Below are 20,130 nucleotides of genomic sequence, written 5' to 3' on the forward strand. Positions count from 1 at the left end.
CGAAGTGTGCGGTCCCGCTGGCCTCTCCATTCCGAGCGGGACCGCACAGGCACTTTCGGTTGAGGTGTCAGACCCCCCACGCATTGGCGGCGCTGCGGTCGGTCGCGGCCACGTCGTCCGCCCCATCACGCACTGCATTGCCCAGGTTGAACAGGATCTCGTTGAGCGCCGCCGCGGCCTGGTTCCACCGGGCCTGCTCGACCTGATACGCCGCGGCCGCTTCCCTGGTCCACACCTGCTGCAGCGGGGCAATGTGGGACCGCAGGTCGTCGAAGGCCGCGTTCAGCCGGCTCGAGGTCGTGTGAATCTCTTGCCGCACGGTGTACTCGATCTCGCCGAAATCGTATGACAGCACTTGGTTCACGTGATTCTCCGATCAGAGGTTGTCGCCGACGGCGCCGAGCCGCTGCGAATGGGTGTCAGCGGCGTCCCGCAGCGTCTGCTCGTTGCTCCGGATGGTTTCGGCGATCCGCTGTAGCGCGGTGTGCAGCTTGAGTGACTCGCTGTTCCACCGGTCGACCACATCGCGGAACCGCGTGGCCGCCACACCGCCCCACACCGACGGTGGCACGGTGCTCATGCGGCCGATGAACGTCTGCAGCATGGCCCGGATGTCGTCGTTGACGACGTCGATCTTCCCGGCCACCGTTGTCATCACGTCGAAGTCGGTGCCCAGCGAGTTCAATGATTCAGCCATCGGCGGCCTTTCGGTGTTCTGTTGCGGTGTATACCTTTTCGACGCATTGCGAGCCCGTTCGGTTCCACCGACTTTCAGAACACCGCATGCGCAGACCGGATCGCCGCGTCGCAGGCCGCTCGGACGAGGTCCTCGCGACCGGCAGGGGTCTGGCAGCCGATCGCGATGCGGACGGGTCCGTCGACCAGCACCGCCCACTGCACTTCACGCTCAGCGCGGACTTCCCGGTAGCTGATCACCGGCCGCTGGGCGATCTGATCCGTCGGATTGAAGTCGACGAAAACCCCGGCAGGCTGCTCATCGAGGGCCCGGCGAAGACTCTCCGCGACCGGGCCGTCGGAGACCGGGGATTGGGTCAGGTGGATGACCACTCCGGGGTCGACATCCGAAACCACCTCGACCCGTGCCGATCCCGCGCCGCTGGTGACGCGCTGCACGGTCCAGCCGACCGGAACCTGTACACCGACCCTGCCCTCGACCAGTACGGCCATCGGTTGTGCCGGGGGCCTGCGGTCGGGTGCGCTCACCGCGATCCCGGCGCAGAGCGCGATCAAAGCCGCGACGACCGCAACGCTTCCCCTTCTGCCCCGCGGGGTGTGCTCAGGCTCAGGCTCAAACTCAGGCTCGGGCCGCGGTGCGGTGATTGCGCGCCGCAGCATCTCCGGGCCGGCCATGGTCACCCGCACGCCGCGGTCGCGAATCCGCGCGGTGATTCGGCGACCAAGGGCACGAGCCCCTGGGACTTCGGCGGGCGCATCGATGATGACCTCCCTGGCGCCGTCGACGGCAGCGGATACGGCTTGCGCGAGTACGGCGTCGTCAGCCCCGCGCACCGCCGTCACCGGATCCGTGTCACCGCGCGACACCATGACAAGCTCGGCCGCGATCTCAACCACGGCCCACGCTGTATCGGTTTGTCCGGAGGCGAGCACCTGAACACGCTGCAGCACGGAGCTTTCTGCGTGCCGTCCGGCCGCGGCTCGGATTCGGGCGATGCGGTCGGCGGTCCACCACGTGGGGCACACCAAGGTCATGCCGCCGGCGTCGGAACCGACCGCGGCGCCGATCACATCGACCCACAGGTCGTCTACTGTCACGGGCTCGTCGCCGACCAACGCCGTCGTATCGTCGATACAGTCCACTGCGGTCATGGCGAGTTCCGTTGAGACAGTCCCGGGTCCGCGCACGGTCACCGGACCGACCTCCAGCACGGCCGTGGTCATCCGGTCACCGCCACCTGGATCAACTGGTCCGCTCCCCCACGCGTGATCAGTGTCCCCCGGCCAGGCGGCAGCGGCGCCGACCGTACCGAACCCAACAGCACGCCATCCTCGGGGCTCGCACTCATCAACAGACCCATGCAGCCGAGTTCCCGCAGCCGGGCCAGGACCGGATCGAACATCGCCCGCGCCGCCCCGCCCGATCGCCGCGCCACCACCAGATGTAGCCCGATATCCCGTGCGTGTGGCAGGAATTCGAGCAGCGGGGCGAGCGGATTCGTCCCGGAGCCCGCCACGAGGTCATAGTCGTCGACCACGATGTAGATCTCCGGACCGCTCCACCACGACCTGTCTCGGAGTGCACGCTGGTCGATATTCGGCCCCGGCATGCGGGCCCGCAGCATGCCGGTCAACTCCGACAACGCTGTTTCGAGTGCCCCGGCCGATACCGCGTATCCGGCCAGGTGATCGGACTCGACCGTGCCGAGCAGCGTGCGGCGATAGTCGACGACGAGCAGTCGCACGGCTTCGGCATCGTTGGCCTCGACAAGCACACGACACATCGTGCGCAACGCCGTCGACTTACCGCAGCCTGCCTCACCGAGGATGAGGAGATCGGGCTGTTCGGCGAAATCCACCACCGCAGGAGCTAATTCGCGCTCGCCGAGGCCCAGCACGACCTGCGTGGCAGGCCGCGAGCGCGCGGTCGATGACAGCGCGCGATGCGCGACCAGGGCAGGAAGCAGGTGAATCTCCGGGGCCCGCGCGCCGCCATACTCCATTCGCAGGGTGTCACCGGTTCGGGTGAGCGCGGCACCGATACCCTGGTCGCCCGGTGTGCCGTCCAGTCTCGGCTGCGCGATCAACAACTCCCGGCCGTCACGCGTCAGACCTCGGCCGGGCGGACACGGACCGAGTTCGCGCGCGCGTTTGCGGTCCATCTCCGATTCGGCGGCATCACCGAGCCGTAATTCGATCCGGGTACCGAGTTGGTCTTTGAGCGCCGGGCGGAACTCCGCCCATCGCGATGCGCTCACCACGACGTGAACCCCGAACGACAATCCCTGCACGGCAAGTGCGGTGATAGCAGGTTCGAGGTTCTCGAACTCGGTGCGCAACGTCGACCAACCGTCGACGATCAGGAACACATCACCGAACGGGTCGTCACACGTGCCGTCGGCGCGCCGTGTGCGATATTCCGCCATCGAGTCGACACTCAGGGTGGCGAAGTGCTTTTCGCGCTTGCGCACCAGGGATTCGAGTTCGGATACGGTTCGCCGTACCAGGTCGACGTCGTTGCGACCGGCGATCGCACCGACGTGCGGCAGTACCCGCAGCGCCGTCAACGCGCCACCACCGAAATCGAAACCGTACATCTGCACCTCGCGCGGATGGTGCGTGGCGGCCAGCGCCAACGCCAAGGTCTTGACGGCCGTGGACTTTCCGGTCTGCGGACCGCCGACGATCGCGACGTTGCCCGCCGGTCCGTCGAGCCGCACGACGAGCCGGTCGCGGCGTTGCTCGAACGGGCGGTCGATCAGGCCTATCGCGACGGTCAGGTGTCGGTGTGCCGCCATGAGCACATCGCTGAGCGGTACCGCGCCCGGCAGCGGCGGCAGCCACACCTGATGAGCCGGCGTGCCGCGCCCGGCCAATCTTGCGACCACGGCCTCGAGCACCGTCGTCGGCTTCCGAACGGCCGGTCGATTCGGCTCCGCCCAGCGGGCGACGAACGGACGGACGCCGTCCTGCGCCGCCACCACGGGTGCAGCGGTGCCGTACCCGTCCGAGACGAATGCCGTCTGAAACCTCGTCATCTCGCCGGACGGCGTCTTCAGGTAAGCCGCGCCCGGCGTGTTCGGCAACTGATAGGCGTCGGGGACGCCGAGAACTGAGCGGGATTCGTTGGGCGAGAATGTCTTCAGGCACACTCGGTACGACAGGTGTGATTCCAGGCCGCGCAGCCGCCCATCGTCGAGTCGCTGACTGGCGAGCAACAGGTGCATGCCCAGTGACCGTCCGAGCCTGCCGATGGCAACGAACAGATCGGCGAAATCCGGATGCTGGTGGAGCAGTTCGGAGAACTCGTCGACGACGATCAACAGAGCAGGCAATGCGGGCAGATCTGGGCGCTTGCGCCGGTAGTCGGTGATGTCGGCGAGATTGCCCGCGGCCCGCAGAAGTTCCTGGCGGCGGTTCAGCTCACCAGCCAACGCGTCCGCCATTCGGGCGACCAGCGGTGCCTCGTCGGCGAGGTTGGTGATCAACGCACTGACGTGCGGGGCCGATTCCAGGCCGAGAAAGGTTGCGCCCCCTTTGAAATCGACGAGAACCAGATTGAGGTCGTCCGGCGGGTGAGTCACCATGAGCCCGAGCACCAGCGTCTTCAGGAACTCCGACTTGCCCGAACCCGTTGCGCCGACACACAGGCCGTGCGGACCCATGCCGTTGTGCGAAGCCTCCTTCAAGTCGAGGTGCACAGGCGTGTTGTCCTCGGCCAAGCCGACCGGAACCCGCAACCGGTTCCGCGCATCGGGCGTGCGCCAGCAGGTCGCCGGATCGACCTGCTCAGGTTCGTCCAAGCCCATGAGCCGCAACCACGTGGACCGGTCGGTAGCGGCAGATGCCGCCGACCGGTACCGCGCGAGCCGGCGCGCGCAGGTCCGCGCCTGTTCGATGGTCAGGCGGTCGGGCTGGGCGACGACATCGCCGAAGCGGGCCGCGCCGGGTTCGACGTCCAGTGATACGCCGGCGACGGCTTCGCAGCCGATCGTCACGACGGTGACACCCGGCCTGGACATGATCGGTTCGGCCGCGGCGCCGTCCACGATGACAATGACATGCATCGGCACCTCGTCCTCGAACGCCCGCGTCAGGCTCGGGTACCGCAGCGGGCTGTGCCCGGCGTGTTCCCGCGGATGCCAGTGATGCGGAAGCCATTTCAACCAGTCCCAGTGTCCGGCGGCCGACTGCCCGAGCACTGCGGCGATACGGAGATGCCGGGGGCTGTGCGCCGTGGCCAGTTGGCAGACCATGGCACGCAGCAGCGCGCCGGCGTCGTCGTAGTGGCCGCTGATCGCGAGATGTGCTCGGGTGCAGACGTTCACGCTGACCGGTACGTCGGCGACGACGGACCGGTTCCGCACGAGATCGTGCAACGCTGTCGTGGTGACAGGATCACTGTCCTCGGCTCGTCCCGCCTCAGGTGCTACGAGCCTGGTGATCAAGGGGCGATGACCGGTTCCGAACCGGACATCGCCGAATGCCGGATCACCGGGTTCACGCACCCACATGCGTTCGGTGCCCGCGAGCTGCCACAACGTCGCGGGCGCTGGGTGTTCGGCGTGCAGATTCTCCCATTGGGCGCGTGCCGCCGCGTCCGCCGCGGCATCGAGTCCGTCCAGATAGCGCAGGTACTCACTGCGATCGCGGGTCAGTTCCGCGGCTCGCCCGTTGCCCCGCAGGCTGTAGACGAGGGTGCCGAGCACAGATATGACCATCATCACCGGAAAGAACATGAACGCCGGTCCCCGCGCAGCGGCCGCTCCCGATCCGAAGTAGACGGCCATCATGCCCACCATGGCGATCACCAATACGACCGGCAGTAGCCGCGCCACCGGATTGGTCGGGGCGGCCTTCGGCACCGGTGGTGGCGCATCGATCACCAAGTCGGCGCACGATCCACCGAGGCCAGGTCGTCGAACAGCAGGATCCATCAAGGACTTGGACGCACGGCGGCGCCATTCGGTTCCACTGTTTCGCCGCCGGAAATTCCCGCAAAGACCCACTGTGAAAGTCGGTTACGGTCGAACGCACTGGCATTGACCGGGGGGTGATGTGATGCCGGATGCGCTGCGCCGCGTATCGATTCACTGCGGTTTCCTCGTCGCAGGCCGAGCGGGCCCGGTAACGATCGACCTGGTTCTGCCTGCTTCGTTGACCGTGGATGAGCTGATGCCGACGATCGTCGAGGCCGTCGGGGCAGGAGGCGACGGGCCGAGGAACTGGCAGCTCTCCCTGATCGCCGGGCCAACCCTCGACGATTCGATGACGTTGGTGCAGAACGGGGTTCATCACGGAGATCTGTTGATGCTGGCCGACGTCCCGGTCGAGCCACCGCGGCTACGCGCGTTGACGGCCGCCCTCGCAGCCGATGGATGCGGCCCCGACACTCCACCCGGGCTGCGATCGGCAGGTTGTGTATTGGCGTGCCTACTCGGTATGGCGGCACTGGTCGGCGCGGGCCTGACCAGCCAGGGCTGGTCACGGCTGGCGATGGCCGCTGTGCTGGCAGTCATCATCACCGCCGCCGCGGTGGCCGGCAGGCGTATCGGGCTCAGCCGGCTCGTTGTCGCGACGCTCGCCGTGGTGGCGATGGCACAGGCTGCCGTTCTGGGGTTCCTCGCCGTTCCCGGTGGCCCCGATGCGGCGAACTTCTTTCTCGGCGCAGTGGCTGCGGGCTGCCTGGGCGTTGTGGTGATGCGGGCATCGAATTGCGGCACACACATCCTGCTTGCCATCGTCACGGTCTCCGCGCTGGCCGGTGGGGCGACCGGCTTGGCGGTGGTTGTCCCGATGAGCGCCCTCGCGATCGGTGCGCTGCTGAGCGCAGTGGCCATGGGAGCGTTGTCCTTGACGCCGCGGCTGTCGATCGCGCTGGCCGGTCTCACACCGCCGCTTCCCGGCAATCGCACCGGTAGTGCCGAATCTCAGGACGATGTCGGCGTTCCCACCGATGCTCTGGCCGAACGTGGGCGCCGGGCACTCGTCGGCCTGGTCACCGGATGCTCGGCCGCGGCCGCACTCGGCACGGTGCTGGTCGCGGTCGACGGTCGGCATCCGGTGAGCCCGGCCGCGCCCGCGCTCGCAGCCGCGGTCGGCATCGCATTGCTGCTGCGCAGCCGGTCCCATGCGGTGGGCTGGTGCCGAAACGCACTGACAGTAAGCGGATTCTGCAGTCTGACCGCGATGTTCGTCCTGGTCGTTGCGTGGTCTCCCGGTTACGGCAGTTGGACCGGAGCAGCGGCGGTGGCGGTGGGGCTCGCCGTGCTCGGCCCGGCCGCCGTGACGAGCCCGGCAGCGGCGCGCATTGCCGACGTCGTCGAGTACGGCGCGCTGGCCGCGGTCGTACCGCTCGCCTGCTGGCTCACCGGCATCGCAGACCTCGTACGTGGTCTGAGCCCGCTGTGATTGTCCAGTACCGGTTCATCGCAGCCACATTCGCGGTTCTGCCGTTGGTGGCGGCTCCCCTCGCCGGCGCTGTCGTGCCGCCCGCGATCGATGACGCATTCCTACCGCCGCCTGCTCCGCCCGCGGCGACACATCGGACCGAACAGCGCGAGCAGTGCTTCGACGCCTCGTCGCGCGACGTGGCCGAACCTCGCACCGCACTCGACCTGGATGCGGTATGGCGGCTGTCGCGCGGCAGCGGTCAGACCGTGGCCGTGATCGACACCGGCGTCACCCGGCATCGGTTCCTGCCGCATCTGGTCGGTGGCGGCGACTACGTGTCATCCGGCGACGGAACCGCTGACTGTGACGGCCACGGCACCATCGTCGCCGGGATAATCGGTGGCGCGGAAGCCGATGGATTCAGTGGCGTGGCCCCCGCCGCATCAATCCTTGCTATTCGTCAGTCCAGCAACAAGTTCGCGGGGGCGGACGGGTCACTCGGCGTCGGCGACGTCGACACCCTCGCCCGCGCCGTGCGAACAGCGGCGGATCTGGGCGCCACCGTGATCAACATCTCGTCGGTAGCCTGCGTCACCGCCGACGACCCACTCGACGATCGGGCCCTCGGCGCGTCGCTGGCCTATGCCGTCGACGTCAAGAACGTCGTCGTCGTTGCCGCCGCGGGCAATGTCGGCGGGCACTGCCGGGAACAGAATCCGCCGGGTCAACCGGATTGGGACACAGTAGTTTCCGTGGCGACGCCGGCATGGTACGACGATCTGGTGTTGTGTGTGGGCTCGGTGAGCCGTGACGGCACCGCGTCAACATTCAGCTTGGGCGGTCCCTGGGTCGATGTCGCCGCGCCAGGCGAGGGCATGATGTCGCTTCATCCCGACGGCGCGCGGCTCATCGACACGCTCGGGAAGTCGAAGCCGATATCGGGCACGAGTTACGCCGCGCCGATCGTTTCCGGGATCGCCGCGCTCGTGCGGTCCCGATTTCCGCACTTGCATGCGCGGGATGTGATGCGGCGCATCGAGGACACCGCGCACCGACCGCCCGGCGGATGGAATCCGTATCTCGGTCACGGCGTCATCGACCCCCTCGCCGCGGTGAGTGACGGCGGTGCGCCGACCGCTGCCCCGGTGCCGGTTGCGGCGACCAGCATCGCGCAGCCGGCCGTCACGACGGACGATGCCCGGTCGCGCCGGGTCGCGTTCGGTGGCGCGGCCGCATGTGTCGCCGTCACCGCGCTTCTGGCAATGGCATTGTCGGCCATGACACGTCGGCTACGTCATCCCGTCACGCGTGACTGACGCCGCGTCGCGGCTGAGTTCCGGCCCGCGCGGGAGCATCGCAAGCATGGGCCACGGTGCCGGTACGGCGGGGTCCGTCAGCCCGAGATGCTCGGCGGCAGTGTCATCGTGAACGCCGAACAGCACACCGAGGTCACTCAGCAGATACCGGGGGCCCGCACCGTCGGTGCCTTTGTGGATGCCGGTGGCCCGCACGAGCGCGCTGCGTCCCGCCGGGATGTCGACCCGGTCTATCGAAGGCCCGGCGTCATCGGCCTGTGCCAGCCGCAACCCGGTTTCCGGCAGCGAGTCCCCCACGAGCAACGTGGTGTTGCTGTCAGCTGACGATGGGCGCGGGTCCCATCCCGCGCACAGCACCGGGCGCGCGTGCGCCTCGACCCAGCGCGGAAACCTCGCCACCGCAAGGCTTTCGACGACAGGCACCCGCCCGACCGCCTGTGCCGAAACCACCGGCGGCTCGGCACCCGGCTGCGCCACGGTGAACCGGATGAGGTCCGCCGCGACCCTGCCGACGCGTTGCACCCCGTCGACGAGCACCACATAGAACTCGTCGGTGTCGGGACTGGCGCGTGTTACTCGCACGATGCTGCCGACGGCCATGCCGTTCAACGCCGCCGGGCCAGGCTGCCCCGTCCCCGCGATGGATGGCGCTCGGATAGTGGGCGCCTCGGGCACACTGTCCAGCAGGGCGCGCGAAACACCGGTCGGTTTCAGGCCTTCCAGCCGCAACGCCCGCGCGACGGCGAGGTCTCGCAGATCGACAGCCGCCCGCCAGCCGTCGAACAGCAGATACGTTCTCGCGGCCGCCTCCCCGTGTGGCGTCACCAGCAGCGCCTGCCCCTGGCGCATTGGTGCAACGCGCTCAGGCAACGGGCCGGCGATCAGCGCCGTGGCTGCCGGGTCGGCGATATCGCATACCGCCCAGGACGACTCGTCAATTGTCAGCGGTCTGCCGATCTGGGTTGGCGCACCCGGTATGCCGACCTGTGGCCCCCGCCTGGCGCGCGCGAGTGCATCGTCGCTCACCAGTACCGGATCGGCTGCGGCACTGACGATCAGCCGGGCCGATGCGAGGTTGGGCACCGGATGGATGGTTTCACCGATCCGCACATAGAGCGCACCTGACTTGCGCGCCAACAGAATCGGCGCATCGCCGAGCTCGTTGCCCGGACGCACGAACGCCACGACTGCGCATGCCGCGAGCACCACGACGGCGAGCACACAACCCATGGTGAACGAGAGCGCCTGTGCGCGTATCGGATCGTCGAGCATTCTGGCGTCGCCACGCACCAACGCATGCGCCATGCGGCGCAACAGAAATCGATGCCCGCCGAGCTGGAGCCGGGTTGCCGGTTGCCGTGCCATGAAATCCCCCGACGAAAACCCTAACCCGCGCGGCGCCGGTCCCCCGACGGTTTATTCCTCGCGCTGGCGCTGCCGGTACGCCGCGACGTGCTGGCGGTTGCCACAGTTTCCGGTGTCGCAGAAGATGCGCGACCGGTTGCGCGACAGATCGGTCAGCACGGCTTCGCAGTCGGGGGCCGCACAGATCTTGAGCCGCCGCAGCTCCCCGCCGCGGATGAGGTCGGCAAGTGCCATCGCGATCTCGGCGCCCATGCGCTGCCACAGCGGATCGTCGGCCGAAGCCAGGTGCAGATGCCATTCCGGCATTTCGGGGTGCCGCGTCAGCCACGGCGACGCCTTGGTGTCGCCCAGGAGTGAGTTCACCAGGCCGACCGCGGCCTCTTCGTCCTCCGCCGCGGCCCAGACCTCCCCGAGCCGCACGCGGAGTCCGTGCACGGCCCTCAGTTCGTCATCGTCGCGGTCGCGGCGACCCGTCCAGCCGAAGTGATCCAGGTAGGCGTCGAGCGCCACCATGTCGGCGAGTTGTTCGCCGTCCACGCGATCGCTGTTGACCAGCACGGCGGCGGCCCGGAGTGTGAGCTCCGTGTCATAAGTAAAAAGCATTTGACTCATGACCCCCTTCCGTCGTAGCGTCATGACCAAGATTGATTTTACTCATTACATCCTTGGGGAGGTGCATCGATGGCCACAGCGACCGGGCCGGCCAAGCTCAACCGGAGGACCGCCGACAACCATTTTCGGCTCGGTCTGTTGCTTGCCGTCAGCTCAGCGCTGGCGTTCGGGTCGTCGGGCCCCTTCGCCAAAGCACTCATGGAGGCCGGGTGGAGCCCGACCGCGGCGGTGACCGCCCGGCTCGCGGGCGGCGCTTTGGCGATGGCCATCTTCGCGACCATCGTGCGCCCCGGCTGGATCCGCGAAGTCGCCCGGCACGCCAAGATCGTCGTCGCCTACGGTCTCGTTCCGATCGCGGGCGCCCAACTGTGTTACTACAACGCCGTCTCGCATCTCTCGGTCGGAGTCGCGCTGCTGCTCGAATACACCGCCCCGATCCTGGTCGTCGGCTGGTTGTGGGCCACGACCCGACGCCGCCCGAGTGCGATGACGTTCGCCGGTGTCGCACTTGCCGTCGCCGGAATCATGCTGGTGCTCGACGTGTTCAGTGGTGCTCACATCAACGTCGTCGGAGTCACGTGGGGGCTCGCCGCCGCGATCTGCGCCGCCTGCTACTTCATGATGTCCAACCAGGCCGGCGCCGACGGTTCGGGTGTCAACCCGATCAGCCTGGCCACCGGCGGGCTCATCGTCGGGACGACAGGCGTGGCGCTGCTCGGTTTCACCGGTGTGATGCCGCTGACCTTCACCACCAACTCCGTCGTCATCGCCGGCTTCACGACGTCGTGGCTCGTGCCGGTGATCGCCCTGGGCCTGATTCCCACCGCGATCGCATACACGCTGGGCATCCTGAGCATTTCCCGACTCAAGCCCAGGTTCGCCTCGCTCGTCGGCCTGTCCGAGGTGATGTTCGCGGTGCTGATCGCCTGGATCATGCTCGGCGAGGCCATCACCCCGATCCAGGCGCTCGGCGGCGTGGTCGTTCTGGCGGGTCTGGCACTGGCACGTCAAGGCGATCGCAGCGAGCAGGAGGCGGACCGATCCTCTGTCGTATCCGAGGCGTGCTGGCCCGATAACCCCGTGCAGAATGCGACGACAGAGCAAACGATTAGCCGTGGCTAAGCATTTTGTGTGAATATTGCGGTCGTGACTTTCCTCCGGATGCCGGCCCGGGTGGCCGCGATCGCCTCAGCAGTTCTGTGCGCCGGTGCCGCCCTGGCTGCGATTCCAGCGCCGGTCGCCAGCGCCGAACCCTGCCCCGACATCGAGGTGGTGTTCGCGCGCGGCACCAGTGAGCCGGCCGGCGTCGGCCGAGTCGGCCAGGCATTGGCCGACGCGCTACGCGGTCAGGTCGGCGGTCGCACGGTGAGTACCTATGCCGTGAACTACCCCGCAACCTACGACTTCCTGGCTGCCGCCGACGGCGCCACCGACGCGACCAACCACATCGCGGCGATGGCCGAGAGCTGCCCGTCGACGCGCATCGTCCTCGGTGGTTACTCGCAGGGGGCCGCGGTGGTCGACATGCTGTTGGGAATTCCGCCGCTGGGCAACCGCGTCGGTGAGGTCGGATCCGCTCCCCCGCTGCCGGGCAACCTGTCCGGGAACATCGCCGCCGTCGCCGTGTTCGGTAACCCGTCGGCCAAGTTCGGTATCCCCGTCACGTCCAGCCGGTTCGGCGGGCGCGCCATCGATATGTGCAGCGACGGTGATCCCATCTGCTCGGACGGCCGCAACCCGTTCGCGCACACCCACTATGAGAGCTCGGCTTTCATCCCACAGGCCGCGGGATTCATCGCCGGACTGGTGTAGTCGGCAAGACCGGCTAACATTTGGTGTGACTTTTGATCTTGTTCGCCGTTGCACCCTTGTCGTAGCGTCCGCCGTGCTGATAGCGGCCACGGCACTCCTCGCCCCGGTTGCGGGGCCGGTTCCGAGCGGCGGCCTGGGCGTGGCGTCCGCCGCCGACTGCCCCGATGTCGAGGTCGTGTTCGCCCGCGGCACGGACGAAGCACCCGGGCTCGGCCGGATCGGCAACGCCTTCGTCAACTCACTGCGCAACAAGGTCGGCGGCCGCTCGGTGGGCGCCTACGCGGTGAACTACCCGGCGAGCTACGACTTCCTGGCCGCGGCCAACGGCGCGAACGACGCCAGCGCCCACATCCAATGGATGGTGAACAACTGCCCGGCGACCAGGCTGGTGCTCGGCGGCTACTCACAGGGCGCCGCGGTGATCGACGTGATCGCCGCCGTCCCGTTCCCGGCGGTCGGCTTCAACTCACCGCTGCCGCCCAACGTGCCCGAGCACGTCGCCGCCGTCGCGGTGTTCGGCAACCCGTCGGCAAAGCTCGGCTTGCCGCTGACCGCAAGCCCGGTGTACGGCTCGCGCGCGATCGATCTGTGCAATGCCAACGATCCCGTCTGCACCAACGGAGACAGTGTTCCGGCACACCGCGCATACGAGGGGCCGGCCGATCAGGCAGCGAGTTTCGTGGCGGGATTACTGTAATTCGCACGACGCGATCGGCTACGTCGTCAATTTCCTCCGCTACGATCGCTTAGGTGGTCGAACATTCCGTCAACTCCGGGGAAAAGCGGCGCACCGGACGGCTTCGCCGATGGCTGTGTGCGGCGGCCACCGTGCTGGCCGCGGCGGCCGTCGCGCCGGTGGTTTCAGCCGTCGCGCCCGCCGCTCTGCCCGTAGCCGAAGCGGCACCGTGTCCCGAGGTCGAGGTGGTGTTCGCCCGCGGGCGCACCGAGCCGGCAGGTGTGGGCACCCTCGGCAACGCGTTCGTCAACGCGCTGCGCTCCAAGGTCGACAAGAACATCGGCGTCTACGCCGTGAAGTATCCGGCCGACACCGAGATCGACATCGGCGCCAATGACATGAGCCAGCACATCCAGTACATGATGAACAGCTGCCCGGACACCCGGCTGGTCGTCGGCGGGTACTCGCTGGGCGCCGCGGTGGCCGATGTGGTGTTGGCCGTTCCGATCACGGCGTTCGGCTTCAAGACACCGCTGCCGGCCGGCGCCGACACCCATATCGCCGCCATCGCGTTGTTCGGCAACGGCGCGGCCTGGGTCGGACCGATCACCAACTTCAGCCCGCTCTACAGCGACCGCACCATCGAGCTGTGCCACGGTGCCGATCCGATCTGCAACCCGGCCGATCCGAACACATGGCGCAACAACTGGCCCGATCACCTCGCGGGCGCCTACATCGACGGCGGGATGGTCAACCAGGCCGCGGATTTCGTCGCGGGCCGGCTGTAACCGACTCGAATTGTCAGCGGGCTCGCCGATGCTTGCCCCATGAACAAAGACCGGCCACGCCCGTTTCTGGGTAACGAGGCCGTCCGCGCCGGGCTACTCACCGCACACGAACTGCGGACGAATTATCGCGCCGTATACCGCGACGTTTATCTGGCCAACGAGGTTACTCTGACGCCGCTGTTGCGGGCCCAGGCGGCGTGGCTGTTCGCCGGTCCCGACGCGGTGCTGAGCGGGCAGTCGGCCGCGGCGGTGCACGGTGCCAAGTGGCTGCCCGCCAACGCACCGGCCGAGGTCGTACAAGCCAACCGGCACGCGCCTGACGGTCTCCGGGCCCGCTCGTATGTCCTTGCACCACAAGATGTCTGCGAGGTCGACGGGATGCGGGTCACGACTATGGCGCGGACGGCGTTCGACCTTGGCCGGTTCTTGCCGTACGGCGAAGCAGTGCCGATCTTGGACGCACTGATGCACAAGACCGGCCTCGACCCGCACGACGTGTGGTCGTTGGTCAAAGCGAATCCAGGAATTCGAGGCGTCAACCGACTGCGGGAGTCCCTGTCCGACGCCGACGGCGGTGCCGAATCGCCGCTCGAGACACACACTCGGCTCACGCTCCGCTGCATGGGAGTACCAGGACTCGAAACTCGGATTCCGCTCTACGACCAGTGGGGGCTGGTGTGCACCCACGTGGCGATGGGTTGGCCTCGGTGGAAGGTGGCCGTCGAATGCGACGAGGGGCTGAATTCTGCCCGCCATCGAACGTGGGTACACGCGCACACCGCAGAGCTCGAAGAACGTGACTGGTCGGTCGTGTGGGTCACCGCGTCGATGATCTTCGGCCAGAACAACCTCAGGGAGCAGGTGCGGCGGAAGTTGTCGGCCGCCGCACGTCGGCGAGCGAGCTGACCACATGCTCCGTGCCAGACACTGTGCCGAACGTGCAACCTTTTGCGGCAGATCTGCGAGATCTCAACAGAACCCTGCACGTTCGCCACAGTGCGCCGACCGGCAACTGTGCGGGGTCAGAGCGTGCGCAAATCCCGAGTGACGGCGGTCCGGCTGGCCATCTGATCGTCAGGCGGGTAGTCGACCCGCACGAGCGTCAGACCGCGAGCAGGCGCCGCCGCGAAATCACTGGACCGGCCCGAAGCACTGAGAAGCGTTGCGGTCCAGTCGGTTTCACGACGACCCTCGCCCACCTTGAGCAGCGCACCGACCAATGAGCGGACCATGTTCCAGCAGAACGCGTCGGCGGTGACGTAGGCGGTGATGTAGTGGCCGTCGCGGACCCATTCCAGCCGTTGCAGATCCCGGATCGTCGTCGCCCCGGCGCGGTAGCGGCAGAACGCGGCGAAATCGTGCAGCCCCAACAACTCCTGCGATGCCGCCGTCATGGCCTCGACATCCAGCGGCCGCGACCACGGTGTCACGAACCGGGCCTCCTGCGGCTCGACGCCATACGGCGCGGTGCTCAGCCGGTAGACGTAGTGCCGGCGCAGCGCCGAGAATCTGGCGTCGAAACCCGCAGGCGCCCGCGTGATCTCGCGCACGCGCACGTCGGCGGGCAGGAACCGGGCGAGCCGGCGAACCAGTGGGAGAAATTCGGAGTCGCCCGGCCGCGTCGTGCGCGGATAGGCATGGGGCAGCGCATCGACCGGTACATCGACGTGGGCGACCTGGCCAGTCGCGTGCACGCCCGTGTCGGTCCGACCCGCGGTCCGGGTCACGACGGGCGTGCGGAACACCGTGGTCAACGCCTCATCGATCACCCCGGCGACCGTGCGCTGGCCGGCCTGCACCGCCCAGCCGGCGAATTCGGTGCCGTCGTAGGCGATGTCGAGCCGAAGACGAACATGCCCGCCACCGGAATCGATGGCGGGCATGTCGCGAGTGTCCTGAGGACTACTTGGCGTCATCCTTGGCTTCAGCCTCGGTGGCCTCCTCGGGAGGAGCCTCGGTGGTCTCCTCGACCTTGTCCTCGGCAGGAGCCTCCTCAGCAGGAGCCTCGGCCTTGGCCTGCGAAGCGGCCGCGCGGCGGGCACGGTCGGCCTCGGAGGTCACGGTCTTCTCCCGCACCAGCTCGATGACAGCCATGGGGGCGTTGTCGCCCTTGCGGTTCTCGACCTTGATGATGCGGGTGTAGCCACCGTTGCGGTCAGCGAAGAAGGGACCGATCTCGGCGAACAGGGTGTGAACCACATCCTTGTCGCGGATCTTCTTCATGACCTCGCGCCGGTTGTGCAGCTCACCCTTCTTGGCGTGGGTGATCAGCTTCTCGGCGTACGGACGCAGCGCCCGTGCCTTCGGCTCGGTCGTCTTGATGCGGCCGTGCTCGAACAGCGACGTGGCCAGGTTGGCCAGGAGCGCCTTCTGGTGCGAGGACGACCCGCCGAGGCGAGGACCCTTGGTGGGTTTGGGCATTGCGACTTCTCCTAAATGGGGCCGGCCCCCGTATCAGGTAGGACCGGGACGGTGTTCTTTAGAGCTGTTCGGTTTCGGCGTAGTCCTGGTTGTCGTCCAGGTCGTAGCCGGCATCGCTGGTCCAGGTACCGGTGGCGGCGTCGTAACCGGCAACCTCGGACGGATCGAACGTGGCCGGGCTGTCCTTGAGCGAGAGACCCAGCTGGTGCAGCTTGATCTTGACCTCGTCGATGGACTTCTGGCCGAAGTTGCGGATGTCCAGCAGATCGGACTCCGTGCGGGCGACGAGCTCGCCCACCGTGTGCACACCCTCGCGCTTGAGGCAGTTGTACGAGCGGACGGTCAGGTCCAGGTCGTCGATCGGCAGCGCGAAGCTGGCGATGTGATCGGCCTCGGCGGGCGACGGCCCGATCTCGATGCCCTCGGCCTCGACGTTCAGTTCACGTGCCAGACCGAACAGTTCGACCAGGGTCTTGCCTGCCGACGCCAGGGCGTCGCGCGGGCTGATCGAGTTCTTGGTCTCGACATCGAGGATCAGCTTGTCGAAGTCGGTGCGCTGCTCGACACGGGTCGCCTCGACCTTGTAGGTCACCTTCAGCACCGGGCTGTAGATGGAATCGACCGGGATACGGCCGATCTCGGCACCCGACGCCTTGTTCTGCACGGCGGGGACGTAGCCGCGGCCGCGCTCGACGACGAGCTCGACCTCCAGCTTGCCCTTGTCGTTCAGGGTGGCGATGTGCATGTCGGGGTTGTGCACGGTCACACCGGCCGGCGGGACGATGTCACCGGCGGTGACGGCACCCGGGCCCTGCTTGCGCAGGTACATGGTGACCGGCTCGTCCTCCTCGGAGGACACGACCAGACCCTTGAGGTTCAGGATGATGTCGGTGACGTCTTCCTTGACCCCGGGGACCGTGGTGAACTCGTGCAGCACACCGTCGATGCGGATGCTGGTGACCGCCGCGCCCGGGATGGACGACAGCAGCGTGCGCCGAAGCGAGTTGCCCAGCGTGTAACCGAAACCGGGCTCCAGTGGCTCGATGACGAACTTGGAGCGGTTTTCGGCGACGCTCTCCTCGGACAGTGTGGGTCGCTGAGAGATCAGCATGGTGTTTCCATCTCCTTCTCGGCACCCGCTATTTGATGCCGGTCAGTTGCCTGTATGGCCGGTTGGCCACACAGGAGACGGCTCTACTACTTCGAGTAGAGCTCGACGATGAGCTGCTCGGTGAGCGGCACGTCGATCTGCGCGCGCTCGGGCAGCTGGTGGACGAGGACGCGCTGACGCTCGCCGACGACCTGCAGCCAGGACGGGATGGGACGCTCACCCGCGGTCTGCCGAGCAACCTCGAACGGCAGGGTGTTGAGCGACTTGTCCTTGATGTCGATGATGTCGTACTGCGACACCCGGTAGCTGGGGATGTCGACCTTCACGCCGTTGACCAGGAAGTGGCCGTGGCTGACCAGCTGACGCGCCATGCGGCGGGTGCGGGCCAGGCCCGCGCGGTACACGACGTTGTCCAGCCGGCTCTCGAGGATGCGCAGCAGGTTGTCGCCGGTCTTGCCGGGCTGACGCACTGCTTCCTCGTAGTAGCGGCGGAACTGCTTCTCCATCACGCCGTAGCTGAAGCGCGCCTTCTGCTTCTCCTGAAGCTGCTGGCGGTATTCGCTCTCCTTGATCCGCGCGCGGCCGTGCTGACCGGGCGGGTAGGGGCGCTTCTCGAACGACTGGTCTCCGCCGACCAGGTCGACGCCGAGGCGGCGTGACTTGCGGGTCGCGGGTCCGGTGTAACGAGCCATGAGTCTCTTCTCCTCCTAGACCTAGACCCGGCGCCGCTTGGGCGGACGGCAGCCGTTGTGCGGCTGCGGGGTGACGTCGGAAATGGCGCCCACCTCGAGGCCGGCGGCCTGCAGCGAGCGGATGGCGGTCTCACGGCCCGAGCCGGGACCCTTGACGAACACGTCGACCTTCTTGACGCCGTGCTCCTGCGCCTTGCGGGCGGCGTTCTCGGCGGCCAGCTGCGCGGCGAACGGAGTCGACTTACGCGAGCCCTTGAAGCCCACGTGGCCCGACGACGCCCAGGCGATGACGTTGCCCTGCGGGTCGGTGATCGACACGATCGTGTTGTTGAACGTGCTCTTGATGTGTGCAGCGCCGTGCGGGACGTTCTTCTTTTCCCGGCGGCGAGTGGTCTTACCGCGCTTGGCGGCCGCGCCTGCTGCCTTCTTTGCTGGTGGCATGGTCTACCTGGCCTTCTTCTTGCCGGCGATGGTGCGCTTCGGGCCCTTGCGGGTGCGCGCGTTGGTCTTGGTGCGCTGGCCACGCACGGGCAGGCCACGGCGGTGACGCAGGCCCTGGTAGCAGCCGATCTCGATCTTGCGGCGAATGTCGGCCTGCACCTCGCGGCGCAGGTCACCCTCAACCTTGAGGTTGCCTTCGATGTAGTCGCGCAAGACGGTCACCTGATCGTCGGTCAGGTCCTTCGTGCGCATGTTCTTGTCGATGCCCGTCGCGGCGAGAATCTCGTTCGAGCGGGTACGGCCGATGCCGTAGATGTAGGTCAGCGCGATCTCCATGCGCTTGTCGCGCGGAAGATCAACGCCCACGAGCCGTGCCATGTGGCGGTATTCCTTCTTCTATGCGGAGGTCTGATCCCAGCCCGTTCCCGTCAGCCCCTAAGGGCTCTCCGGGGTCCGGCCTCCGTTCCGGACGTGTGCGAATGGCCTATCCATTCAGTGGTGCTGGGAGGTCTGCATTCAGTTGTGGTGTGCCGTCAGCTGGGGCTGGTCAGCCTTGACGCTGCTTGTGGCGCGGATCGCTGCAGATCACCATGACCCGCCCATGCCGGCGGATCACCCTGCACTTATCGCAGATGGGCTTGACGCTCGGGTTCACCTTCACGGCTGTTTCGATCCTTCTAGGTCTGTCGATGACGCGCGTGTGCGCGACACGTGTTCTTATCGTTTCGGTCGGGCTCGGTTATGTCACTTGTACCGGTACACAATGCGGCCCCGGGACAGGTCGTAGGGAGAAAGCTCCACCACTACCCGGTCCTCGGGCAGGATGCGGATGTAGTGCTGCCGCATCTTCCCGCTGATGTGGGCCAGGACCTTGTGTCCGTTCTCCAGCTCAATGCGGAACATCGCATTGGGCAGGGGTTCGACCACGCGACCCTCGACCTCGATGGCACCGTCTTTCTTGGCCATACTGTCTGGCGATCCTTGCTTTCGTTTCGTATCGTGCGCCCGTCGGCACAGCGACCATCCGACTTCAAAACGTGAGCCGAATCGACAGAATTCCGGTAAATCCAGAACGGGGCACGCAGAAAGTCGGCACGGAAGCCGCACCGTTGGTCCACAATACCCGCTATTCGGCCTGCGCCAAAATCCCGGCTGGCCAGCGTGCGGGCACCGAATATTCATGCACGCGAGCGGCCCGCGACACGCGACAATGGTCCATAGTGATTTGCGCCATTCGCGGCGCAGGTGATCGGCGCCGCCCGCGGCGCGGAACCGGAGACGAGACACGTGATGGCTGTGTATCTGGCGGCGTTCATCGTCGGCGGCGTCGCCCTGCTGTCTGCGCTGTTGCTGGCGGATATCGGCCACGGCGACGGCATGCCGTTCCTGAGCCTGACCGGGGTGTCGGCGGCGCTGGTCGGCGCGGGCACCGGCGGCCTGGTCGGCACCTGGGCCGGATTGGGCACCTTCGGAACCGCCCTGCTGGCCGGCGCCTGCGCCGTCGTGCTGGTGTTCGTGCTCAACGGCGTGCTCCTGCCCTACCTGCGCCGCCAGCAGTCCAACTCCCACCGGGGCCGGTCCTCCTATATCGGCCTGCTCGGCACCGTCACGCTCGAGGTGCCCGCGGGCGGCTGGGGTGAGGTGTCGTTCGTCGACGCCGACGGCAACCGCGTGTTCTCGCGCGCCAAAAGCGACGAACCGGCCCCCCTGCCCAAGTCCACCCGTATCTACATCGCGGATATCGACTCCGACTTCGTCCACGTCGTCGCTGTTCCAGAGACCTGAACCTTCAGAAAGGCCACCACCG

The 20,130-nt window shown here is 67.3% G+C and carries 22 protein-coding genes; 8 read left to right on the forward strand and 14 right to left on the reverse strand.

What is annotated here, in order from left to right; genetic code table 11:
- Positions 1-67: 67 nt before the first annotated feature.
- The 4 genes from ACRCUN_RS04775 to eccCa form a co-directional block, all read right to left on the reverse strand.
- Positions 68-364: a WXG100 family type VII secretion target gene (locus tag ACRCUN_RS04775; RefSeq protein WP_462140500.1), complete on the reverse strand. Its 297-nt coding sequence runs from the start codon at positions 362-364 to the stop codon at positions 68-70.
- A 12-nt stretch (positions 365-376) separates the two neighbouring features.
- The gene (locus ACRCUN_RS04780; protein ID WP_462140501.1) at positions 377-697 is read right to left on the reverse strand and encodes a WXG100 family type VII secretion target; all 321 of its coding nucleotides are present in this window, start codon (positions 695-697) and stop codon (positions 377-379) included.
- A 74-nt stretch (positions 698-771) separates the two neighbouring features.
- Positions 772-1,920: a type VII secretion-associated protein gene (locus ACRCUN_RS04785; protein WP_462140502.1), complete on the reverse strand. Its 1,149-nt coding sequence runs from the start codon at positions 1,918-1,920 to the stop codon at positions 772-774.
- Positions 1,917-5,633 carry a type VII secretion protein EccCa gene (eccCa, locus tag ACRCUN_RS04790; RefSeq protein WP_462140503.1) on the reverse strand — a complete coding sequence of 1,239 codons (3,717 nt, stop codon included), beginning with the start codon at positions 5,631-5,633 and terminating at the stop codon, positions 1,917-1,919. The genes ACRCUN_RS04785 and eccCa overlap by 4 nt, the downstream gene beginning before the upstream one ends.
- A gap of 124 nt (positions 5,634-5,757) precedes the next feature.
- Between eccCa and eccD the strand changes: the two genes are divergently transcribed.
- Entirely contained in the window at positions 5,758-7,107 is a 1,350-nt protein-coding gene (gene eccD / locus ACRCUN_RS04795; RefSeq protein WP_462140504.1) for a type VII secretion integral membrane protein EccD, read from the forward strand.
- Positions 7,104-8,405, forward strand: a complete 1,302-nt coding sequence (mycP, locus tag ACRCUN_RS04800; RefSeq protein WP_462140505.1) for a type VII secretion-associated serine protease mycosin — start codon at positions 7,104-7,106, stop codon at positions 8,403-8,405. Before eccD ends, mycP begins: the two co-directional genes overlap by 4 nt.
- Here the strand turns inward: mycP and eccB are convergent.
- Positions 8,379-9,770: a type VII secretion protein EccB gene (gene eccB, locus ACRCUN_RS04805; RefSeq protein WP_462140506.1), complete on the reverse strand. Its 1,392-nt coding sequence runs from the start codon at positions 9,768-9,770 to the stop codon at positions 8,379-8,381. The two genes, mycP and eccB, sit on opposite strands and share 27 nt — an antisense overlap.
- A gap of 51 nt (positions 9,771-9,821) precedes the next feature.
- Positions 9,822-10,373 carry a CGNR zinc finger domain-containing protein gene (locus tag ACRCUN_RS04810; RefSeq protein WP_462140590.1) on the reverse strand — a complete coding sequence of 184 codons (552 nt, stop codon included), beginning with the start codon at positions 10,371-10,373 and terminating at the stop codon, positions 9,822-9,824.
- Positions 10,374-10,451: 78 nt separating this feature from the next.
- On the opposite strand from ACRCUN_RS04810, the gene ACRCUN_RS04815 reads away from it, so the two are divergent.
- Genes ACRCUN_RS04815 through ACRCUN_RS04835 form a run of 5 tightly spaced genes read left to right on the forward strand, consistent with a single transcriptional unit; the run spans position 10,452 to position 14,564 of the window.
- The gene (locus ACRCUN_RS04815; RefSeq protein WP_462140507.1) at positions 10,452-11,504 is read left to right on the forward strand and encodes an EamA family transporter; all 1,053 of its coding nucleotides are present in this window, start codon (positions 10,452-10,454) and stop codon (positions 11,502-11,504) included.
- 39 nt (positions 11,505-11,543) lie between these two features.
- Complete coding sequence (locus tag ACRCUN_RS04820) at positions 11,544-12,194, forward strand: cutinase family protein (RefSeq protein ID WP_462140591.1); 651 nt, start codon at positions 11,544-11,546, stop codon at positions 12,192-12,194.
- A gap of 25 nt (positions 12,195-12,219) precedes the next feature.
- Positions 12,220-12,891, forward strand: a complete 672-nt coding sequence (locus tag ACRCUN_RS04825) for a cutinase family protein (RefSeq protein WP_462140508.1) — start codon at positions 12,220-12,222, stop codon at positions 12,889-12,891.
- 53 nt (positions 12,892-12,944) lie between these two features.
- Positions 12,945-13,658, forward strand: a complete 714-nt coding sequence (locus ACRCUN_RS04830; RefSeq protein ID WP_462140509.1) for a cutinase family protein — start codon at positions 12,945-12,947, stop codon at positions 13,656-13,658.
- A gap of 39 nt (positions 13,659-13,697) precedes the next feature.
- On the forward strand, positions 13,698-14,564 hold the full coding sequence (locus tag ACRCUN_RS04835; RefSeq protein ID WP_462140510.1) for a hypothetical protein: 867 nt from the start codon (positions 13,698-13,700) through the stop codon (positions 14,562-14,564).
- A gap of 116 nt (positions 14,565-14,680) precedes the next feature.
- Here the strand turns inward: ACRCUN_RS04835 and truA are convergent, their stop codons facing one another.
- From truA to infA, 8 genes are all read right to left on the reverse strand, one after another.
- Entirely contained in the window at positions 14,681-15,541 is an 861-nt protein-coding gene (gene truA, locus ACRCUN_RS04840) for a tRNA pseudouridine(38-40) synthase TruA (protein ID WP_462140511.1), read from the reverse strand.
- Positions 15,542-15,560: 19 nt separating this feature from the next.
- Positions 15,561-16,079: a 50S ribosomal protein L17 gene (gene rplQ / locus ACRCUN_RS04845; RefSeq protein WP_462140512.1), complete on the reverse strand. Its 519-nt coding sequence runs from the start codon at positions 16,077-16,079 to the stop codon at positions 15,561-15,563.
- Between the two features lie 58 nt (positions 16,080-16,137).
- Positions 16,138-17,190 (reverse strand): DNA-directed RNA polymerase subunit alpha, encoded by a 1,053-nt coding sequence (locus tag ACRCUN_RS04850; protein ID WP_067842444.1) that lies wholly within the window; start codon positions 17,188-17,190, stop codon positions 16,138-16,140.
- 86 nt (positions 17,191-17,276) lie between these two features.
- Positions 17,277-17,882, reverse strand: a complete 606-nt coding sequence (gene rpsD / locus ACRCUN_RS04855; RefSeq protein WP_067842441.1) for a 30S ribosomal protein S4 — start codon at positions 17,880-17,882, stop codon at positions 17,277-17,279.
- A gap of 21 nt (positions 17,883-17,903) precedes the next feature.
- On the reverse strand, positions 17,904-18,323 hold the full coding sequence (gene rpsK, locus ACRCUN_RS04860) for a 30S ribosomal protein S11 (protein ID WP_462140513.1): 420 nt from the start codon (positions 18,321-18,323) through the stop codon (positions 17,904-17,906).
- 3 nt (positions 18,324-18,326) lie between these two features.
- The gene (gene rpsM / locus ACRCUN_RS04865; RefSeq protein ID WP_004571523.1) at positions 18,327-18,701 is read right to left on the reverse strand and encodes a 30S ribosomal protein S13; all 375 of its coding nucleotides are present in this window, start codon (positions 18,699-18,701) and stop codon (positions 18,327-18,329) included.
- A 169-nt stretch (positions 18,702-18,870) separates the two neighbouring features.
- On the reverse strand, positions 18,871-18,984 hold the full coding sequence (rpmJ, locus tag ACRCUN_RS04870; RefSeq protein ID WP_003879483.1) for a 50S ribosomal protein L36: 114 nt from the start codon (positions 18,982-18,984) through the stop codon (positions 18,871-18,873).
- Positions 18,985-19,067: 83 nt separating this feature from the next.
- The gene (infA, locus tag ACRCUN_RS04875) at positions 19,068-19,289 is read right to left on the reverse strand and encodes a translation initiation factor IF-1 (RefSeq protein WP_003418601.1); all 222 of its coding nucleotides are present in this window, start codon (positions 19,287-19,289) and stop codon (positions 19,068-19,070) included.
- A gap of 324 nt (positions 19,290-19,613) precedes the next feature.
- Here infA and ACRCUN_RS04880 point away from each other — a divergent pair, with 324 nt between their 5' ends.
- Entirely contained in the window at positions 19,614-20,108 is a 495-nt protein-coding gene (locus ACRCUN_RS04880) for an NfeD family membrane protein (protein ID WP_462140514.1), read from the forward strand.
- Positions 20,109-20,130 lie beyond the last annotated feature (22 nt).

This window comes from Mycobacterium venezuelense, from assembly GCF_054919535.1.